The sequence below is a fragment of the Staphylococcus sp. IVB6214 genome (assembly GCF_025558585.1).
Taxonomy (GTDB): Bacteria; Bacillota; Bacilli; order Staphylococcales; family Staphylococcaceae; genus Staphylococcus.
In genome coordinates this window covers 1,353,825-1,371,875 of sequence record NZ_CP094723.1, presented here as the reverse complement: position 1 = coordinate 1,371,875, position 18,051 = coordinate 1,353,825, and the positions used below count along the sequence as shown (strand labels likewise).

The window sequence follows — 18,051 nt, the reverse complement described above, 5'->3', positions numbered from 1 at the left end:
TTGAGATTTTTACCTATTCATTTCAATTAGAATTATAGTACAATGAAATAATGATTAATGAGTGAAGGAGTCTTAAACATGCTCTATTTTGATAATGCGGCAACAACGAAGCCAGATTCATCTGTACTTGATAGTTTTATGAAGGTGAATCAACAATATTTTTATAACCCGAATAGTCCGCATGAAAAGGGTGTTGAAGCCGGTCGTCTGTTACAACAAGCACGCAATCAGATTAAGTCAGCGTTACATTTAAATGATGAAACAGTCATTTTTACAAGTGGCGCCACAGAGTCGAATAATATGGCATTGAAAGGTGTCGCCTACCAAAAGAAACAATTTGGTCGAACAATCATCACTTCCGTACTTGAACATCCATCGGTATTAGAAGTGTGTCGTGCGTTAGAGACACAAGGCTTTATATTGAAGTATGTGAATGTTACGAAAGAAGGACGCATTGATCTCGATCATCTGAAAACATTAATGTCGTCTGATGTGATATTAGTTACTTGTATGCATGTCAATAATATTATGGGACAAGTTCAACCGATCGAAGACATTGCTAAGTTGCTAAAACACTATCCGAAGGCACATTTTCATGTGGATGCGGTTCAAGCACTAGGCAAGTTATCGCTCATTACGCAAGATGTGGATAGTATTGCACTAAGCGGACATAAATTTAATGGTTTGAAAGGGCAAGGTGTACTGATTTTAAATAATATGCATAATATAGAGACTATCATTCATGGTGGCGGCCAAGAATATGGTTTGCGCAGCGGCACTGTTAATGTACCGATCGATGTTGCGAGTGCAAAAGCAATTCGTTTAGCAGAAGCACGTCGTCCGGATATGATGTCGACACTTGTTCAAGTCAATCAATCATTAAGAACATTTATTTCTCAATATAAAGGCGTATGTATTAATTCGCCAATCGATGCGTCACCGCACATTTTGAATATTGCTTTTCCAGGTGTTCGTGGTGAAGTGCTCGTCAATGCTTTCTCAAAACAAGGTGTGATGATTTCAACAACAAGTGCGTGTTCATCAAAGCACGCAAAAGTGAATGAAGTTCTTCAAGCGATGGGCATCTCTACATCACGCATATTAGGAAGTATTCGCTTGTCCTTTGACGTCAATACACAACATGCAGATATTCAACAATTTAAAGAGGCTTTTGACAAAGTATACAAAGAAGTGAAGGAGTTACTAGAATAATGATATATGATCATCTACTTGTAAGATATGGAGAATTAACATTAAAAGGCGGTAACCGAAAAGTTTTCGTCAATCAATTGCGTTCCAATGTGAAGCGATCATTGATGCCATTAAAGGGTTATGAAGTTAAAGCCAATAGGGATCGCATGTATATTGAGCTAGATCCACAGGCTGATGTAGAAGAAATGATGTCACGTATTTCGAAAGTTTTCGGTGTGCACTCGATTAGCCCAGTGCTAAAAATCGAGAAAAATATGGATGCTGTCTATGCACATGCAATAAAGTTTGCAGAAAAATATAATGAAGGCGATAGTTTTAAAGTCGAAGTAAAACGCAGTGATAAGCAATTTGAATATGAAACATTCGCCATCCAACGTATGGTCGGTGGTGAAGTCCTAAAACATGTACCTGGATTACACGTTGATGTTCGTAAGCCTGATCATCAGATTATGGTAGAAGTTCGTTTAGATGCGATTTACATGTATGATCGTACGATTGAAGCGATCGGTGGACTCCCAGTTGGAACAGGCGGCAAAACATTGCTGATGCTGTCAGGTGGTATTGATTCGCCAGTTGCTGGTATGGAAGTCATGCGTCGTGGTGTGACAATTGAAGCTATTCATTTCCACAGTCCGCCGTTTACAAGTGAAAAAGCCAAACAAAAAGTAATTGAACTAACACGAATTATGGCGGAACGTGTCGGTACGATTAAACTGCATATTGTTCCATTTACAGAAGTCCAAAAACAAATTCATAAAGTAGTCCATGAGCGCTATACAATGACGTCTACACGTCGTATGATGTTGCGCATTGCAGACAAATTGGCACATCAAATTGAAGCAGACGCTATTGTAAATGGGGAAAATCTAGGACAAGTAGCGAGTCAAACATTGAAAAGTATGTATGCGATTAATGCAGTTACGTCAACGCCGATATTGAGACCGTTACTTTCTTTAGATAAGGAAGAAATTGTCGCAAAAGCAAAAGCGATTGGTACGTTTGAAACATCTATCCAACCGTTTGAAGATTGTTGTACTATTTTCACGCCAAAGCATCCTGTGACTGAACCACAGTATGACAAAGTGTTGAAGTACGAATCAGGATTTGATTTTGAAGAAATGTTGAATCGTGCAGTCGAAAATATTGAGACATTGGTAATTGATAAAAATTACCAAGTACATGAAGAGACTGAAACAACTTGGGAAGCAGACTTATTCTAATATAATTAACCGAATAAAGGGGATGGTTAAATGTTGATGGAATGGGATTGGACATTGATTGCTATTATTTTAGTTTTTGGTTTTTTGGCAGCGTTTATTGATGCGGTAGTCGGTGGGGGTGGATTAATCTCCATCCCTGCATTACTTGCTATCGGATTACCACCTGCAACTGCGCTCGGAACGAACAAACTTGCCAGTGCATTCGGTTCATTTACGAGTGCCATTCGTTATTTACGTTCTGGCAAAGTTGATCTCGGAATCGTAGCAAAGCTATTTCCAGTATCGTTTATCGCTTCGATTTGTGGTGCGATACTTGCTGTTTATCTACCTGCTGCATTATTAAAACCATTGGTTATTGTGATACTAACAATTGTTTTAATCTATACATTGCTGAAAAAGGATTGGGGTAGCATACGTACATATCAAAAATTATCATTGAGAAAACTAATTGTTTTTGTACTTGCATTAGCAATTATTGGATTTTATGATGGTTTTCTCGGTGGGGGTACCGGATCATTTCTTATGTTTGTTTTTTTGATGATTGGATTTGATTTTTTAAGCGCCGCAGGAAATGCTAAAGTACTTAATTTTGCATCGAACATAGGTGCCTTACTACTTTTTATCTTTCTTGGATATGTCAATTATCTTTACGGACTTTCAATGGCGGCAAGTATGGTTATCGGGTCATACTTTGGTGCGTGGTTTGCATTAAAGTATGGTGTCGGTTACGTCAAAGTACTTTTTGTCGTTGTGACAGCTATACTGATATTGAAAAACTTATTAGACTATGCAACGACACATTTTTAAATAGTAAAACCTCTCATTCGAAACCCCGTTTGAGAGGTTTTTGTCATTTGGTACAAGAAACTTTTTCATATATAGTATAACCTTGTTACAAATTAAATGAGGTTTGATATGATAGGAACAAACAATTATTTAAGGAGTGGTTATCTATATGTCTAAACGAATTGTAGCAATTATTATTGCGGCTGTGATTGTACTGAGTGGTATTTTGACCAGCGCAGTAACAACATTAGCTTCATCGGTTTTTAATTCCAATCTTTCAATGATTGATGAAGCAAAGAGTACAGTTGTTGAAGAAGGCAATGGCAACAAGCAAATTGCAAAACTGTCTGTCAAAGGTGAAATTGTGGATATGCAGAGTGGCGGATTATTTGCCAGTGGAGGCTATGATCATCAAATGGCTTTGAAACAGTTGGATGCGATTAAAGAAGATGACACGATTAAAGGGGTATTTTTAACTGTCGATAGTCCAGGTGGTAGTACATATGCGAGTGATGAATTTTATCAAAAATTAAAAGAAGTGAAGGATTCAGGTAAAAAGGTTTACGTGCAAATGGAAACGATGGCCGCTTCAGGTGGTTACTACATCTCAGCGCCTGCAGATAAGATATATGCAGGACCACAATCACTCACAGGATCAATTGGTGTGATTTCTCAAGCAATGGATTACTCGGAATTACTGAATAATCTTGGCGTAAAAACAAACACAATCAAATCAGGCGAACATAAGGATATTATGAGTCCTTCAAAAGAAATGACACAAGAAGAACGCGATATTTTACAATCTATTAATAAAGATAGCTATGATCAATTCATAGATGTCATTGTCAAAGGTCGTCACATGTCAGAATCTAAAGTACGTGAATTAGCAGATGGTCGAATATATAGTGCACAACAAGCAAAGCGTAATGGACTTATTGATGAAATTGGATATAAAGAAGCATCTTTGAAGGATCTGAAAAAAGCGATAAAAGCAGAAGATGCACAAGTGATTAGCTATGATCAAGCTGATATGGGGTTCGGCTCATTATTCGGTGCGAAGAGCTTTTTCAAAGGTATTCGTGCAGATATTGAACAAGTGAAATCAATATTAAACAATGAAACACAAACGAGACCTATGTATAAATATGAAGGGTAGGTGTGTGACATGAATGAAGAACAAGTATACGTAAACACCAATCCGACACAAAGACGTTTTGAAGAAAGTAAATCAACTCAGACGAGTGTACCTATGAGTCCATATGAACGAGATGCCTTTTTGTATGCAGGCTTTGGACGAAGATTTTTCAGCTATATTATTGATATCATCATACTTTGGGCTGTCAAACAAATGATTTTAGAACCTATTTTTGCATTAACAAATATGGATGAATGGCAATTGTGGATATCATACTTCAACGTTGCAAATATGTTAGAAGCGCTTATATATTTCTTATACTTTTTATTAATGACACGCTTCTTCCAGCAAACTTTAGGCAAAATGATTTTAGGTATTAAAGTGTATACAAATCAAATTGAAGCCTTATCTTGGTCAGATGTATTAATGAGAGAATGGATTGGTCGAATTATTTCCAATGTGATGTTAGGATTACCATATTTGGCAGTGATTTTCACACCGAAACATATCGGTGTTCATGATTATTTTGCCGATACAGTGGTAGTTAAGCAAAAATACTTAAGACAGATTAAACATCATAAAAATGAAATGGATGCGAAATCAACACAAACTCGTTATAATGAGAATGAAATATAAGGCTAAGGAGGCAGTCAAATGACACAAATTACATTTAAACAACAACCAGTTGATTTGATTGGAGATGAAGTGAAAGTAAATGATCAAGCACCTGATTTTACAGTGGTAGATCAAGGCTTAAATCCAATAACATTAGATGATTACGAAGGTAAAAAGAAATTAATCAGTGTGGTACCTTCTATTGATACAGGTGTATGTGATCAACAGACACGTCAATTTAATGAACAAGCTAACGATGAAGATGGTTACGTTTTAACAATATCAGTTGACTTACCGTTTGCACAAAAAAGATGGTGTGCTAGTAACGGTTTAGACAACGTGATTACGTTAAGTGACTATCAATCACATTCATTTGCTAAAAATTATGGTGTACTAATGGATGGTTTAATGTTGTTAGCACGTGCAGTATTCGTTCTAGACGAAAATAACAAAGTCGTATATAAAGAAATTGTTCCAGAAGGTACAGATTTTCCAAACTTTGATGCGGCATTAGAAGCATATCAAAATATTTAATCACAAGAAGAGGTTGAGACGCTAGAGGGTTCTACTTGTCTCAACCTTCATTTTTTATTATGCTAGAAATAGATGAGAATTATTGAAAGGGCGTAACTTATGACACAATCACCATCTATCATGGAGCAATTATTCCAGCGACTTGATGAAAAAACAAAAGCTTTAAACGAAGAGAATGGGCAGAGTTTTATTGAAAATCTAGGTTTAGCGATGGAACACTTTTATACAAATGAACGTTCATTGCTAGAATCTGCAAATTTTCAGGATAGACGAAAAGCATTTCAATTTGCTTATTTAAGTCAATTACAACAAGAAGAAGTACAAGCGAACCATCAGATTACGCCTGATACGATTGGTTTAGTCGTTGGTTTTCTTATTTCACAATTTGAAGAAGATACGAAAGAAATGCATATTGCAGACTTAGGAAGTGGTTCTGGACACCTGAGTGCCACAATTCACGATGTCTTAAAAGATGTAACAGTGATGCATCACCTTGTAGAAGTTGATCCAGTATTGTCACGATTAAGTATTCATCTTGCTAACTTTTTAGAAATTTCATTTGATGTATACCCACAGGATGCAATTATGCCGTTACCTTTTGAAGAAGCGGATATTGTAGTAGGAGATTTACCAATCGGCTATTATCCCTTAGACGAGCGAAGCCATCAAATGCAGTTAGGGTTTGGTGAAGGACACAGTTACGCACATTATTTATTTATTGAGCAAGCTGTTCAAGCGCTCAAACCAACTGGCTATGCATTTCTCGTTGTTCCGACACAACTTTTTGAAGGCGAACATGTGAAACAGTTAGAAAATTTCATTGCAACAGAAACGGAAATGCAAGCATTTTTAAATCTTCCTGCTAATTTGTTTAAAAGTAAAAATGCACAAAAGTCAATTCTCGTATTACAACGTAAGCAGCAAGGGGTTACTAAACCTGTTGAGGTTTTATTGGCAAATATCCCTGATTTCAAGAATCCGCAACTTTTCCAGAACTTCTTGGCGGAATTAAAAGAGTGGCGTTCTGAAAATCATTAAAATAACCTGTAATACTCTTGAATTACAACTGTATTAATGGTTAAATAGATGTGGATAAATTTAAATATATTGGAGGACGTTCCTATGTCTAAGTTAATTTTGGCGATTAACGCTGGTAGTTCATCATTAAAGTTCCAATTGATTGAAATGCCAGAAGAAAAATTAGTTACTAAAGGTTTAATTGAGCGTATTGGACTTAACGATTCAATCTTTACAATTGAAGTGAATGGAGAAAAAGTCAAAGATGTTAAAGACATTAAAGACCATGAAGAAGCAGTAAACATTATGTTAGATAGCTTCCAAAAACATGGTGTGATTAATGACATCAATGATATTGACGGTACAGGTCACCGTGTTGTACATGGTGGGGAAACATTCCCAGAATCAGCACTTGTCACTGATGAAGTAGCAAGCCAAATCGAAGCTTTAGCTGACTTAGCACCTTTACACAATCCTGCAAACTTAATGGGTATTAATGCATTCAGAAAGCTTTTACCGAATATCCCACACGTTGCAGTATTCGATACATCATTCCACCAAACAATGCCGGAATCAGCATATCTTTATAGCTTACCGTATGACTACTATAAAGACTATGGTATCCGTAAATATGGCTTCCACGGTACAAGCCACAAATATGTGTCACAACGTGCTGCAGAAATTTTAGGTAAACCAATTGAAGAATTACGTATGATTTCTTGTCACATTGGTAACGGTGCCTCTATTACTGCTATCGATGGCGGTGAGTCAATCGATACATCAATGGGATTCACACCGTTAGCAGGTGTTACAATGGGAACACGTTCTGGTAACCTTGACCCTGCATTAATTCCATTCATTATGGAAAAAACTGGCAAAACTGCTGAAGAAGTTATCAATGTATTCAACAAAGAATCAGGTCTATTAGGTATCACTGGTACTTCATCTGATTTACGTGACATTGAGCAAGCAGCTAACGAAGGTGACGAACGTGCGAAACTCGCTTTAGAAATCTTTGCATCACGTATTCATAAATATATGGGTACTTATGCATCACGTATGCACGGTGTCGATGTCATCATCTTCACTGCGGGTGTAGGTGAAAACTCAGACGTTGTACGTGCACGTGTATTAGAAGGCTTAGAATTCATGGGTGTTTATTGGGATCCACGTAAAAACGAAGGATTACGTGGTAAAGAAGCTGAATTAAACTACCCTCATTCTCCAGTAAAAGTTTTAGTCATCCCGACTGACGAAGAAGTCATGATCGCTCGAGACGTAATCACATTCGGTGAGTTATAAGTTTTAATGAGATAGGTTTGATTTGAAAAATAAGTAGATCGCCTGTATAATATTATAAATGAAAAGCATTTCTCTGTTTTTTAGTGGACGGAGAAATGCTTTTTTTAAAATATGTATGATGTTAAGAAAGGCATCACTCATTGACGCAATGATAATTTGTGATAAAGAGTGATATGCTGATCCTACTTCATCAAAGATCTTCAAATGAGGAGATTGTATGCGCGTATATAAAGAATATTGGTTGAATGCTTTTAATTATAAAGGTATCTCTACTGTGACAGATTTGCTGATTTGTTTAATGATTAATCTCGGTATTTTAGTTTTAATCAATCTTGTAGGTTTAGTTGTACCCGTTTCAAAAGAAAATATCATTGTAACACTGTATTATATCGTACTAGTCGTCATGATAATTCCCACAATTGCAATGGGTGTTCGAATCTGGAATGCTAAGAAATCTTAGTAACAAAAATCAATATCATCTCAATGAGAAAAAAAGTCCAAACCATCATCTTAATGTGGTTCGGACTTTTCATTTTTGTTGCGCTTACTTTTGATCATTTGAAGGATAAAACCACATACAATACCAAGTAATACACCAATAAATGCACCGGCAATGAGTGGTAACTTAAAATATGTTTGTAGAACAAAACTCACAATGACTGCAAAAATAATAATAGTTAACGACATATAATTTTCTTTAAGTGTTTTCATACATTTCACTCCTATTACTTTAATTATAACATCTCTTTATAAAAGGTAAATCATTCTGTATATTTATAAAAAATAACGCTTGACCCTTGAAACAAAAGTGATATGCTTATTTAGAAGAAAAGATGAAGGTGACAGCATGGACAAAAAATTATCAATTATTATTGTAGCAATTATCGCAATTGGTGTACTGGGCTTTCAATATATCAATCAGTCGGGTCCTTTTTCAGATACTACCTCGAGTTCAGAAGAGGAAATGTATACTGTAAAACGTGTCATAGACGGAGATACGATTATCGTTAGTAAACCGGGGCATGAGGATGAACGAGTGCGGCTAATTGGGGTTGATACGCCAGAAACGGTAAAACCGAATACACCCGTTCAACCATATGGAAAGGCAGCATCTGACTTCACGAAACGACATCTTACAAATCAACAAGTAAGATTGGAATACGATCGTGAAAAAACAGATCGTTATGGTCGTACACTTGCATACGTTTGGCTTGGAGATGACATGTTTAATGCCATGCTCGCAAAAGAAGGACTTGCACGAGCGAAGTTTTATGCGCCTAATGATAAGTATCGTATTGTAATTGAACAGGCACAAAAAGAAGCGCAAAAGAAACAACTTAATATTTGGGAACGATAAAAAGTCTCAGAATAGTACATATCGTACTGTTCTGAGACTTTTATGTTTATAACGTATTTTATTAATTAAGATTCTGTCAAAATAGATTTTTGAATTTGATCGAAGTCTTTAAGTATTTCATTCATTCTTTGATACTGCTCATCTGTAAAGGTGATGAAAACTTTACGTTCATCTTCTGTCGAACGTTCTTTTCCGATAATTTCCATTTCAGATAATGCAGTTAATGATTTATGTACTTCCATAAGACTAAAATCAATGGATTGTTTCACTTTATGAAGTGAAATACGTTTGCTGTTTGCTGATTTAAGGTGATAGAGAAACAAAATATCATTAAGTTTTAGGCCGAATTGTTTTTTTATTTCACTGATAATTTTTTTTCGATAGGATTCATAGAAAAAAATTTGTTCTGAATCCATTTTATAACCGTTTTTCATTCTTCCACTCCTTATCATAACCCTGTGAACTGCACAACTTATTATATTAAATTTTTTATACTTTTAAAAGAAAAATTTTAAATATTGACAAATGTAAGCGATAAATGACTTATAGCATAAGAGATACTTTACACTTTACATAAAGAATTTTACCCAAAAAACAAATCAATTTCAATTATTTAATAATAATAGAGAAAGTTTAAATATAAAAACAAAAAAATTAGTAGCAAAAAATCATTTTTCTTAACATAAGTCATGAAGATATACGAATATAATATTTTTTATTGGAATTTAAGAGATTTTGAAATTAATCCTTTGAAAAACTGATTATTTCATTTAGACATAAGCGTATATGTATATTTCATTTGAACATATAAAAAGTAGGGCTACGAGAGTACCTTTTTCATAAACGTACTACGTAGCCCTATATTATTTCTGAAAGCGGCTGAGACAGCTTCTAGTATCCGTACTATTAATTCCCAGAAAGTAAATTTTAAGATATCCTAATCTGTTATAAATAACAATTCAAGTAGCATGCTTTAACTGCTGCTTCAGCATCTTTGTTAGAAATACCGAACATCATTGAAATTTCAGAAGAACCTTGGTTAATCATTTTCAAGTTAATATTTGCTGCTGCTAATGCGGTTGTAATTTTATTCGCTGTTCCAACAACTGCACTCATACCTTCTCCAACAACCATTAAAATAGCTAAGTCATGTTCAACATTCAATTCATCAATTTCACATTGTGAACGAATTTCGTTCAATACTTTTTCTTCTTTACCAGCCAATTGAGAAGTGCGCATGATAATACTAATATTATCGATACCAGATGGCATATGATCATATGAGATATTGTTTTCTGCAAGGATATTTAAAATCTTTAATGAGAAACCGACTTGTCTATTCATCAAATATTTTTTGATATTAATACTTGTAAATCCTTTGTCACAACTAATTCCAGTCACGACTCTATGACGATTAATTTCTCTATCATGTACGATATACGTACCTGGATCATCAGGTCTGTTTGTATTTTTAATAACGACTGGAATACGATAACGATATAAAGGTTGCAATGCTTCATCGTGGAAGACACCGAACCCTGCATAAGAAAGCTCTCGCATTTCACGGTAAGTAATCTCGTTGATAATTTCAGGCGACTTGATAATTGTAGGATTGGCACGGAAAATTCCTGACACATCTGTAAAATTCTCATAGAGATCTGCATGGACACCACGCGCAACGATAGCACCAGTAATATCTGAGCCACCACGTGGAAACGTTACGATATGATTCGTTTCTGAATAGCCGAAAAATCCGGGAATAATAATTTTTTCTTTCGTATGACGAAGCTGTTCAATCTTGTCATAACTCGACTCTAATATTTGAGCATTTTCCGGTTCGTCGGTTACGATAATTCCAGCGTCTTTGGGTGACATATAAATAGTCGGCACACCTTGAGCATCGTTATAAGCTGCGATAATTTGGGCATTGAAGTTTTCGCCTGATGATTTTAGAGCATCCAGTAATCGTGATGGTTGATCTGCTAGTTCGCTGATGTGTTGTTCGAGTGTATCGTCTATTTTTTCTAATAAATCTGTTTGAAGATTGAGTTCTCGAATAATGTCATCAAACCGATCTAGGATTTCTTGTTTTTTCGATTGATAGTCTAACCCATTGATAACTTTTTCATAAAGCCTAATTAATAGGTCGGTTGCTTTAATGTCTTTATCGTGACGTTTACCCGGTGCTGACACAATAATGATACGTCTATCATCATCACTATTGACAATATTTAATACTTTTTTAATTTGTTCAGCTGAAGCGACTGAACTTCCACCAAATTTAGATACTTTCATAACTTATTACAACCTTTCTATTCTAATGGGATTCCCTATTCAGTTTTATACTGAGAAATGGTATTATAGAGATATCTTTTTAAATTTTTAGAACTTTACAAACTTTAGGAATGAACATATACTAAACTATATTTATTGATATTTCAATATGTAGTAAAGAATTTAGTTGAAACTATCGGAGGGATATTACATGAAACAGCTCAATGTTGCATTATTAGGACTTGGTACTGTGGGGTCTGGTGTGGTGAAAATTATAGAAGAAAATCATCAACAGATTAAAGAAACCATTCAGAAAGACATTCAGATCAAACATATTCTTGTTCGTGATAAATCAAAAAAACGTTCGCTTAATATTTCACAATATCATTTAACTGAAGATGTAAATGATATTTTAAATGACGATGATGTTGATATTGTGATTGAAGTGATGGGTGGTATTGAGCCGACCGTAGATTGGTTGAAAGCAGCATTGTCACAGAAAAAGCATGTAATTACAGCCAATAAAGACTTACTAGCTGTCCACTTGCGTGTGTTAGAGGATTTAGCACAGGAGAACGGTGTTGCTCTAAAATATGAAGCAAGTGTTGCAGGTGGTATTCCAATCGTCAATGCGATTAATAATGGCTTAAATGCCAATAACATCAGTAAATTTATGGGGATCTTTAACGGGACTTCGAACTTCATTTTGACGAAAATGACTGAAGAGGGTGCTGCCTATGAAGATGCACTACAAGAAGCGCAAGCGTTAGGATTTGCCGAAGTCGATCCAACAGATGATGTTGAAGGCATTGATGCGGCACGTAAGGTAGTCATCACATCCTATTTATCATTTAACCAAGTCATTAAGTTAGCGGATGTCCACACTGAAGGTATTAGTCAAGTGACGACGGATGATATTCAAGCAGCAACAGCACTTGGTTATAAGATCAAATTAATTGGTAAAGGAACGTATGAGCATAGTGTCGTACAAGCTTCTGTGAAACCAACTTTAATTGCTAATAGCCATCAATTAGCAGCGGTTGAAAATGAATACAATGCGATTTATGTCATCGGTGATGCAGTTGGTGAAACGATGTTTTATGGAAAAGGTGCAGGAAGTTTGGCAACTGGTTCTGCCGTAGTCAGTGACCTACTGAATGTATCATTGCAGTTTGAATCGAACTTGCATACATTACCACCACATTTTGAATTAACAACGGAAAAGACGAAGCAAATGATGGATTCGAATGAACCGCAAACGATTAAAGAAAAAGAAAGCTACTATTTCGTTGTCAACTGTCCAGAAGCATCAGAAAAGCAAATTGAATCAGATATTAAAGGACATCTCCCGTTCCACAAAACATTGCAATTACAACAGCTCAACGAACATCAATATGCAGTTGTTGTCATCGGTGTGGATGAGTTACCGACATCAGCGATAGATGCAATAGAAGGCTACAAAGTTGAAAAATTTTATTCGGTTGAAGGAGTTTGATGAAAGATGAAGTTATGGCAAGGTCTTGTAAAAGAATATGAAGGGTATTTACCTGTAAACGAAAATACGCCTAACGTAACGTTGAATGAAGGTCACACACCACTTATTTATTGTGATAAGATGTCTGAGTTACTAGGAATTGAACTATATGTAAAATATGAAGGTGCGAACCCAACTGGATCATTCAAAGACCGTGGTATGGTGATGGCAGTTACAAAAGCGAAAGAACAAGGACGTAAGATGGTTATTTGTGCTTCTACGGGCAATACTTCGGCATCAGCAGCGGCTTATGCGGCAAGAGCAGGCATGAAAGCAATTGTTGTTATACCAGAAGGAAAGATTGCACTAGGAAAACTATCACAAGCAGTGATGTATGGTGCGCAAATTGTTTCTATCGAAGGGAATTTTGATGAAGCGCTTGAGATTGTAAAAGAAATCGCACAAGATGGTGAAATTGAACTGGTGAACTCAGTCAATCCATATCGTATTGAAGGTCAAAAAACAGCAGCATTTGAAATTGTAGAACAGTTTGATGGTGTTGCACCTGATGTATTAGCAATTCCAGTTGGTAATGCAGGTAATATCACCGCTTATTGGAAAGGTTTCAAAGAGTACAATGAACATACACAAAGTGGTCTACCAAAAATGTTTGGCTTCCAAGCAGAAGGGGCATCACCGATTGTTCAAAATAAAGTTGTAAAAAATCCTGAAACTATTGCGACAGCGATTCGAATTGGGAATCCAGCAAGTTGGGATAAAGCAGTTGATGCGATTCAAACGTCTGACGGTTTAATTGATGCTGTTACAGATGAAGAGATTTTGGAAGCATATCAGTTGATGACATCAAAAGAAGGTATCTTCAGTGAACCTGCGAGCAATGCATCTATTGCAGGACTCATCAAATTACACCGTCAAGGTAAATTAGAAAAAGGTCAAAAAGTTGTTGCGGTATTAACAGGAAACGGATTAAAAGACCCAGATACAGCCATCGGATTATTAGAAAATCCAATTCAAGCATTGCCGAATAACAAAGCAGAAATCATACAATATATTAAGGATGCATTAAAATGATGAAAAACAAGTTGAGCTTAAAAGTACCCGCTTCAACGGCGAATCTCGGATGTGGCTTTGATTCCATTGGTATGGCACTAAACAAATTTTTATATGTAGATGCACAACCAATTCGTGCACAGCAATGGAAGTTTCATCATGAAGGTCCGAATTTATATGGTCTACCAGAAGATGAATCAAACTATATTTATAAGACTGCGCAGTGGGTAGCAAAAAAGTTTGATGTAAAGCTACCTACATTAGAGATTCGGTTGTACAGTGATATTCCACTTGCACGAGGTTTGGGGTCATCAGCATCAGCACTTATTGCAGCACTATATATTGCAAACTATTTTGGTGATATTGAATTGTCGAAGTATGAGTTGTTGCAATTGGCAACTGAAATCGAAGGACATCCGGATAATGTTGCACCGACGATTTATGGCGGATTGGTAGTCGGTTATCATGATGTTGAAACGAATGTAACGGACGTAGCACACATAGATATTCCAGATGTTGACTTCATTTTGACGATCCCAGAGTATGAATTAGAAACAGAAAAGTCACGTGCAGTGCTACCTGAACAAATCAGTCATAAAGATGCTGTGAAGTTTAGCGCAATCAGCAATACGATGATTAGCGCATTGATTCAACATAATTATGACTTAGCAGGGAAGATGATGGAACGAGATGGATTGCATGAACCATATCGTCAGCATCTCATTCATGAATTCGAAGCAGTGAAAAAAATGTCACACGAATTTGATGCTTATGCCACAGTCATGTCTGGAGCAGGGTCAACGATTATGACAATGGTGAAAAAGGAAAAGAGTGGGCCACTTGTGCGTGCGTTACGACAATCTTTTAAAAATTGCCATTCAGAACTTGTGACGGTGAATACGGAAGGTGTTATTAGCCAGGCAATGCATAAAAGTTAATTGTGATTACAATAGGATGATTGATAAGAACGGGATGGCAGTTAAGCCGTCCTGTTTTTCTATGTATATTATCCAAATTATAGATTTCTTATAAGTTTGTGACTTTCTTCTCATATCAGTATCATAATTAGACAGCCTATTGTAAGATATAAATGAAAAGGAGTAGAATAAATATGAAGACAGATTTAATTATTTTTGACATGGATGACACATTATTGACATCAAACAATAACGTATCACCGTTAACGAAAGAGTATTTATTGAAAGTACAACAGCAAGGCTACAAATTAACACTTGCTTCAGGACGCCCAACTGAAGGGATGTTAAGTGTTGCTAAAGAATTAAAGTTAGATGAGTATGGTAGTTATATTATGAGTTATAATGGTGGGCAAACATTGGATTTTGCCAATCAAACTGTCATTGCAAAACAAACGGTTTCTAAAACAAACTTTGATCGTATCGTTGACTTTTGTAGAGAAAATAATATGCTCGTTTTAACTTATTATAATGGCCAGATTGTCGTTGAAGGAGAACATAAGTATATGGACGTTGAATCACAACTGACGGGTATGCCGATGATTCAGGTAGATGATATTAAAGCACATGTACAAACAGATGTACCGAAAGCGATGGCTGTTGATAATGAAGAGAAGATTGCTGAGATGTTGGCAACACAAACCACACAATTTACTGATGAATTAACAGTGACAATCAGTAAGCCATTTTTCCTTGAATTTATGAGTAAAGGTGTATCTAAAGGAGCGGCTATCAAACGACTGGCTGAACAATTAAATCTCTCTGTGGACAGTATGATTGCATTTGGTGATAGTGCCAACGACTTGGATATGATTGAAACAGTTGGAACAGGTGTTGCTATGGGGAATGCATTAGACATCGTTAAAGAAAAAGCAAATGTTGTCACAAAGAGTCATGATGAAGATGGAATTCCATATATTTTAGAACAATTAATTGGTATTTCAATTACAGATTAATCAATAAATAAAAAAACAGTGAAGTGGAAAAATCTGCTTCACTGTTTTTATACTATTTTGCTGTATGTGTCCATTCTTTTTGACCACGATGGCGCTTAATATGCGCATATATATAGTCAGCTGCATAATCTTGATTTGTATAGATTGTAATGGCAAAAGCAGATTGGTTTTCTTCAAAAGGAACATCCAAGTACAAATCTTTTAAATGCTGATAAAGGTTTTCCATTTGTTCATGTGTCAAACTGCTGTACTCTCGCAAGGTACGTTTTAATAATTGACCTTGTTTTTCTTCAAGTGATTGTACAACAATAACGAAGCGTTCTTCTGTTTTAAGCACATCATCGAAAAGGTTTGTTTGTCCAACCATAATAAAACCACCTTTATTTGTTGTTACTTTAATTATACATTATTTATAAAAAGGATAAAATAGTAAAAGATTAGGGCTATTGCATGATTATGATGTCTACAAATTAAAAAGAGGAGCTAAGCACTGTGTCTCGGCTCCAAGTCCTTGTGTAAGTTATTTATACGATTCATGTTCACTCAAGTCGATTTCATTTAATGGAATGACCTTCGTTTTATGAATCATTTTATGTGTGATATAGATGATGAATAAAATTAAAATTGGCAATAAATTTTGAGCCAATTTTGGGACATCAAAGTGAATAATGGCCTCTGCAGAACTTCCTAGAATAAGGAATAGAATTGTAACAAATACGAGTATCGGACCAAATGGGAAAAACGGTGCTTTGTATGGTAATAATTGATCGATATCTTTTTGTTGAACGTTGATGGCACGTCTTAATCGGAATTGTGCCAAAACACTTGATGCCCAAACAACAGTAATCAATGCACCGATAATATTTAATAAGCCAACAACACTTTCAGTATTATAATTAGCATACACTGTAACTGCTGTGATAAATGTAAATGTCGTAAGTAATGCATTCATCGGTAACTTAGTTTGACGGTTAATTTTGCTCAAAAACTTAGGTGCTTGTTTATTTTCACTCAATGAATAAAGCATACGACTTGTTGTAAAAATCCCAGAGTTTGCCGCTGATAACAGTGTTGTGAGAATGACGGCATTGATAACGGAAGCTGCAAATGAAATACCAACTTTATCAAATACAATTGTAAATGGACTTTGTGTGATTGAACTATGTTCGTTTAATAGCGTTGGATCTGTGTAAGCTAGTATTCCAGAGATTACCGCAATTGAAAGTACGTAGAATAACAGTATACGCCAGAAAACTTGCTTAATTGCACGAGGCATTGACTTTCTAGGATTGTCAGATTCACCAGCTGCTACGGCAACAACCTCACTACCACCGACAGAGAACCCAGCGATGAGCAGTACGCTTAAAAATCCAGAAATACCGCCAACAAATGGTGCTTCACCAACTGTATAGTTTTTGAATCCATAATAATTACCACCTAAAATGCCGAAAATCATCAGTATCCCTAAAATGATAAAAATGATAATCGTGATAACTTTTACAAGCGATAACCAAAACTCTGCTTCACCAAATGCTTTAACAGAGAAAACATTCAGTAGAAAGATGATAGATAAGAAAATAATACTCCAAACAAGTGGAGAGAAGAAATGGAAGGCATCCCAATAGCCTAAAACGTTGGATGCAACAATCACGTCAATACTTGTAACGAGTGACCAAATTGTCCAATATAACCATCCCATAGTAAAACCTAATGATGGGTCAACAAATCGAGTAGAGTAACTACTAAAGGATCCAGAAACAGGATAAAATGTTGCCATTTCACCGATTGATGACATTAAAAAGTACAGCATAATTCCAATGATTAAATATGCTAGGATGGCGCCCCCTGGTCCAGCTTGGGCAATGACACTACCAGTTGCAACGAATAGGCCTGTACCAATCGCGCCACCAATTGCAATCATGGTAATATGTCTGGACTGCAGTCCTCTGTTTAAATTCTTTTCTTCCATAAGCATCTGCTCCTCATATAATTAAAGATTTCTATCTATTGTACTTGCTATTCTTATGATATTCAACAGGAATTTACAACTTTAAAGGAAAAAAGCAAAATTTTTTGAAAATTCGTCGATAATCACTTTTTGATTTACTTTTAAAATATAAAAAA

Annotated in this window: 19 protein-coding genes; 14 read left to right on the top strand and 5 right to left on the bottom strand. The window is 35.8% G+C overall.

Annotation, left to right across the window (positions count from 1 at the left end):
• The first annotated feature begins 78 nt into the window (after window positions 1-78).
• The 9 genes from MUA51_RS06615 to MUA51_RS06575 all read left to right on the top strand — a co-directional run bounded on the left by MUA51_RS06615 (window position 79) and on the right by MUA51_RS06575 (window position 8,281).
• Window positions 79-1,212 carry a cysteine desulfurase family protein gene (locus tag MUA51_RS06615; protein ID WP_262559017.1) on the top strand — a complete coding sequence of 378 codons (1,134 nt, stop codon included), beginning with the start codon at window positions 79-81 and terminating at the stop codon, window positions 1,210-1,212.
• Window positions 1,212-2,432 (top strand): tRNA uracil 4-sulfurtransferase ThiI, encoded by a 1,221-nt coding sequence (gene thiI, locus MUA51_RS06610; RefSeq protein WP_262559016.1) that lies wholly within the window; start codon window positions 1,212-1,214, stop codon window positions 2,430-2,432. Before MUA51_RS06615 ends, thiI begins: the two co-directional genes overlap by 1 nt.
• A gap of 30 nt (window positions 2,433-2,462) precedes the next feature.
• A complete protein-coding gene (locus tag MUA51_RS06605; protein ID WP_262559015.1) occupies window positions 2,463-3,239 on the top strand; it encodes a TSUP family transporter in 777 nt (258 codons plus the stop codon).
• A 148-nt stretch (window positions 3,240-3,387) separates the two neighbouring features.
• On the top strand, window positions 3,388-4,374 hold the full coding sequence (gene sppA / locus MUA51_RS06600; protein WP_262559014.1) for a signal peptide peptidase SppA: 987 nt from the start codon (window positions 3,388-3,390) through the stop codon (window positions 4,372-4,374).
• A gap of 9 nt (window positions 4,375-4,383) precedes the next feature.
• Window positions 4,384-4,989 (top strand): RDD family protein, encoded by a 606-nt coding sequence (locus tag MUA51_RS06595; RefSeq protein ID WP_262559013.1) that lies wholly within the window; start codon window positions 4,384-4,386, stop codon window positions 4,987-4,989.
• A gap of 18 nt (window positions 4,990-5,007) precedes the next feature.
• On the top strand, window positions 5,008-5,502 hold the full coding sequence (gene tpx, locus MUA51_RS06590) for a thiol peroxidase (RefSeq protein ID WP_262559012.1): 495 nt from the start codon (window positions 5,008-5,010) through the stop codon (window positions 5,500-5,502).
• 99 nt (window positions 5,503-5,601) lie between these two features.
• Window positions 5,602-6,540 (top strand): class I SAM-dependent methyltransferase, encoded by a 939-nt coding sequence (locus MUA51_RS06585; protein WP_262559011.1) that lies wholly within the window; start codon window positions 5,602-5,604, stop codon window positions 6,538-6,540.
• Window positions 6,541-6,624: 84 nt separating this feature from the next.
• On the top strand, window positions 6,625-7,821 hold the full coding sequence (locus tag MUA51_RS06580; RefSeq protein ID WP_262559010.1) for an acetate kinase: 1,197 nt from the start codon (window positions 6,625-6,627) through the stop codon (window positions 7,819-7,821).
• Between the two features lie 217 nt (window positions 7,822-8,038).
• Window positions 8,039-8,281, top strand: coding sequence for a DUF805 domain-containing protein (locus MUA51_RS06575; protein WP_262559009.1), 243 nt, complete (start codon window positions 8,039-8,041; stop codon window positions 8,279-8,281).
• A gap of 50 nt (window positions 8,282-8,331) precedes the next feature.
• Here MUA51_RS06575 and MUA51_RS06570 read toward each other — a convergent pair whose 3' ends face one another.
• On the bottom strand, window positions 8,332-8,532 hold the full coding sequence (locus tag MUA51_RS06570) for a hypothetical protein (protein ID WP_262559008.1): 201 nt from the start codon (window positions 8,530-8,532) through the stop codon (window positions 8,332-8,334).
• A gap of 136 nt (window positions 8,533-8,668) precedes the next feature.
• Between MUA51_RS06570 and nucI the strand changes: the two genes are divergently transcribed.
• Window positions 8,669-9,178, top strand: a complete 510-nt coding sequence (gene nucI, locus MUA51_RS06565; protein WP_262559007.1) for a thermonuclease NucI — start codon at window positions 8,669-8,671, stop codon at window positions 9,176-9,178.
• Between the two features lie 65 nt (window positions 9,179-9,243).
• Here nucI and MUA51_RS06560 read toward each other — a convergent pair whose 3' ends face one another.
• Both MUA51_RS06560 and MUA51_RS06555 read right to left on the bottom strand, forming a co-directional pair.
• Window positions 9,244-9,612, bottom strand: a complete 369-nt coding sequence (locus MUA51_RS06560; protein WP_095117135.1) for a transcriptional regulator, SarA/Rot family — start codon at window positions 9,610-9,612, stop codon at window positions 9,244-9,246.
• A 511-nt stretch (window positions 9,613-10,123) separates the two neighbouring features.
• Entirely contained in the window at window positions 10,124-11,473 is a 1,350-nt protein-coding gene (locus tag MUA51_RS06555) for an aspartate kinase (RefSeq protein WP_262559006.1), read from the bottom strand.
• A gap of 190 nt (window positions 11,474-11,663) precedes the next feature.
• On the opposite strand from MUA51_RS06555, the gene MUA51_RS06550 reads away from it, so the two are divergent.
• The 4 genes from MUA51_RS06550 to MUA51_RS06535 all read left to right on the top strand — a co-directional run bounded on the left by MUA51_RS06550 (window position 11,664) and on the right by MUA51_RS06535 (window position 15,927).
• Window positions 11,664-12,947, top strand: a complete 1,284-nt coding sequence (locus tag MUA51_RS06550) for a homoserine dehydrogenase (RefSeq protein ID WP_262559004.1) — start codon at window positions 11,664-11,666, stop codon at window positions 12,945-12,947.
• A 6-nt stretch (window positions 12,948-12,953) separates the two neighbouring features.
• Window positions 12,954-14,018 carry a threonine synthase gene (gene thrC / locus MUA51_RS06545; protein ID WP_262559002.1) on the top strand — a complete coding sequence of 355 codons (1,065 nt, stop codon included), beginning with the start codon at window positions 12,954-12,956 and terminating at the stop codon, window positions 14,016-14,018.
• On the top strand, window positions 14,018-14,935 hold the full coding sequence (gene thrB / locus MUA51_RS06540) for a homoserine kinase (protein WP_262560878.1): 918 nt from the start codon (window positions 14,018-14,020) through the stop codon (window positions 14,933-14,935). Before thrC ends, thrB begins: the two co-directional genes overlap by 1 nt.
• 173 nt (window positions 14,936-15,108) lie before the next feature.
• Window positions 15,109-15,927, top strand: a complete 819-nt coding sequence (locus tag MUA51_RS06535) for a Cof-type HAD-IIB family hydrolase (protein WP_262559001.1) — start codon at window positions 15,109-15,111, stop codon at window positions 15,925-15,927.
• A 52-nt stretch (window positions 15,928-15,979) separates the two neighbouring features.
• Here MUA51_RS06535 and MUA51_RS06530 read toward each other — a convergent pair whose 3' ends face one another.
• Together MUA51_RS06530 and MUA51_RS06525 are read right to left on the bottom strand one after the other, a co-directional pair.
• Window positions 15,980-16,294: a hypothetical protein gene (locus MUA51_RS06530; protein WP_095117125.1), complete on the bottom strand. Its 315-nt coding sequence runs from the start codon at window positions 16,292-16,294 to the stop codon at window positions 15,980-15,982.
• Window positions 16,295-16,447: 153 nt separating this feature from the next.
• Window positions 16,448-17,896 (bottom strand): amino acid permease, encoded by a 1,449-nt coding sequence (locus MUA51_RS06525; protein WP_262558999.1) that lies wholly within the window; start codon window positions 17,894-17,896, stop codon window positions 16,448-16,450.
• Between the last annotated feature and the right edge of the window lie 155 nt (window positions 17,897-18,051).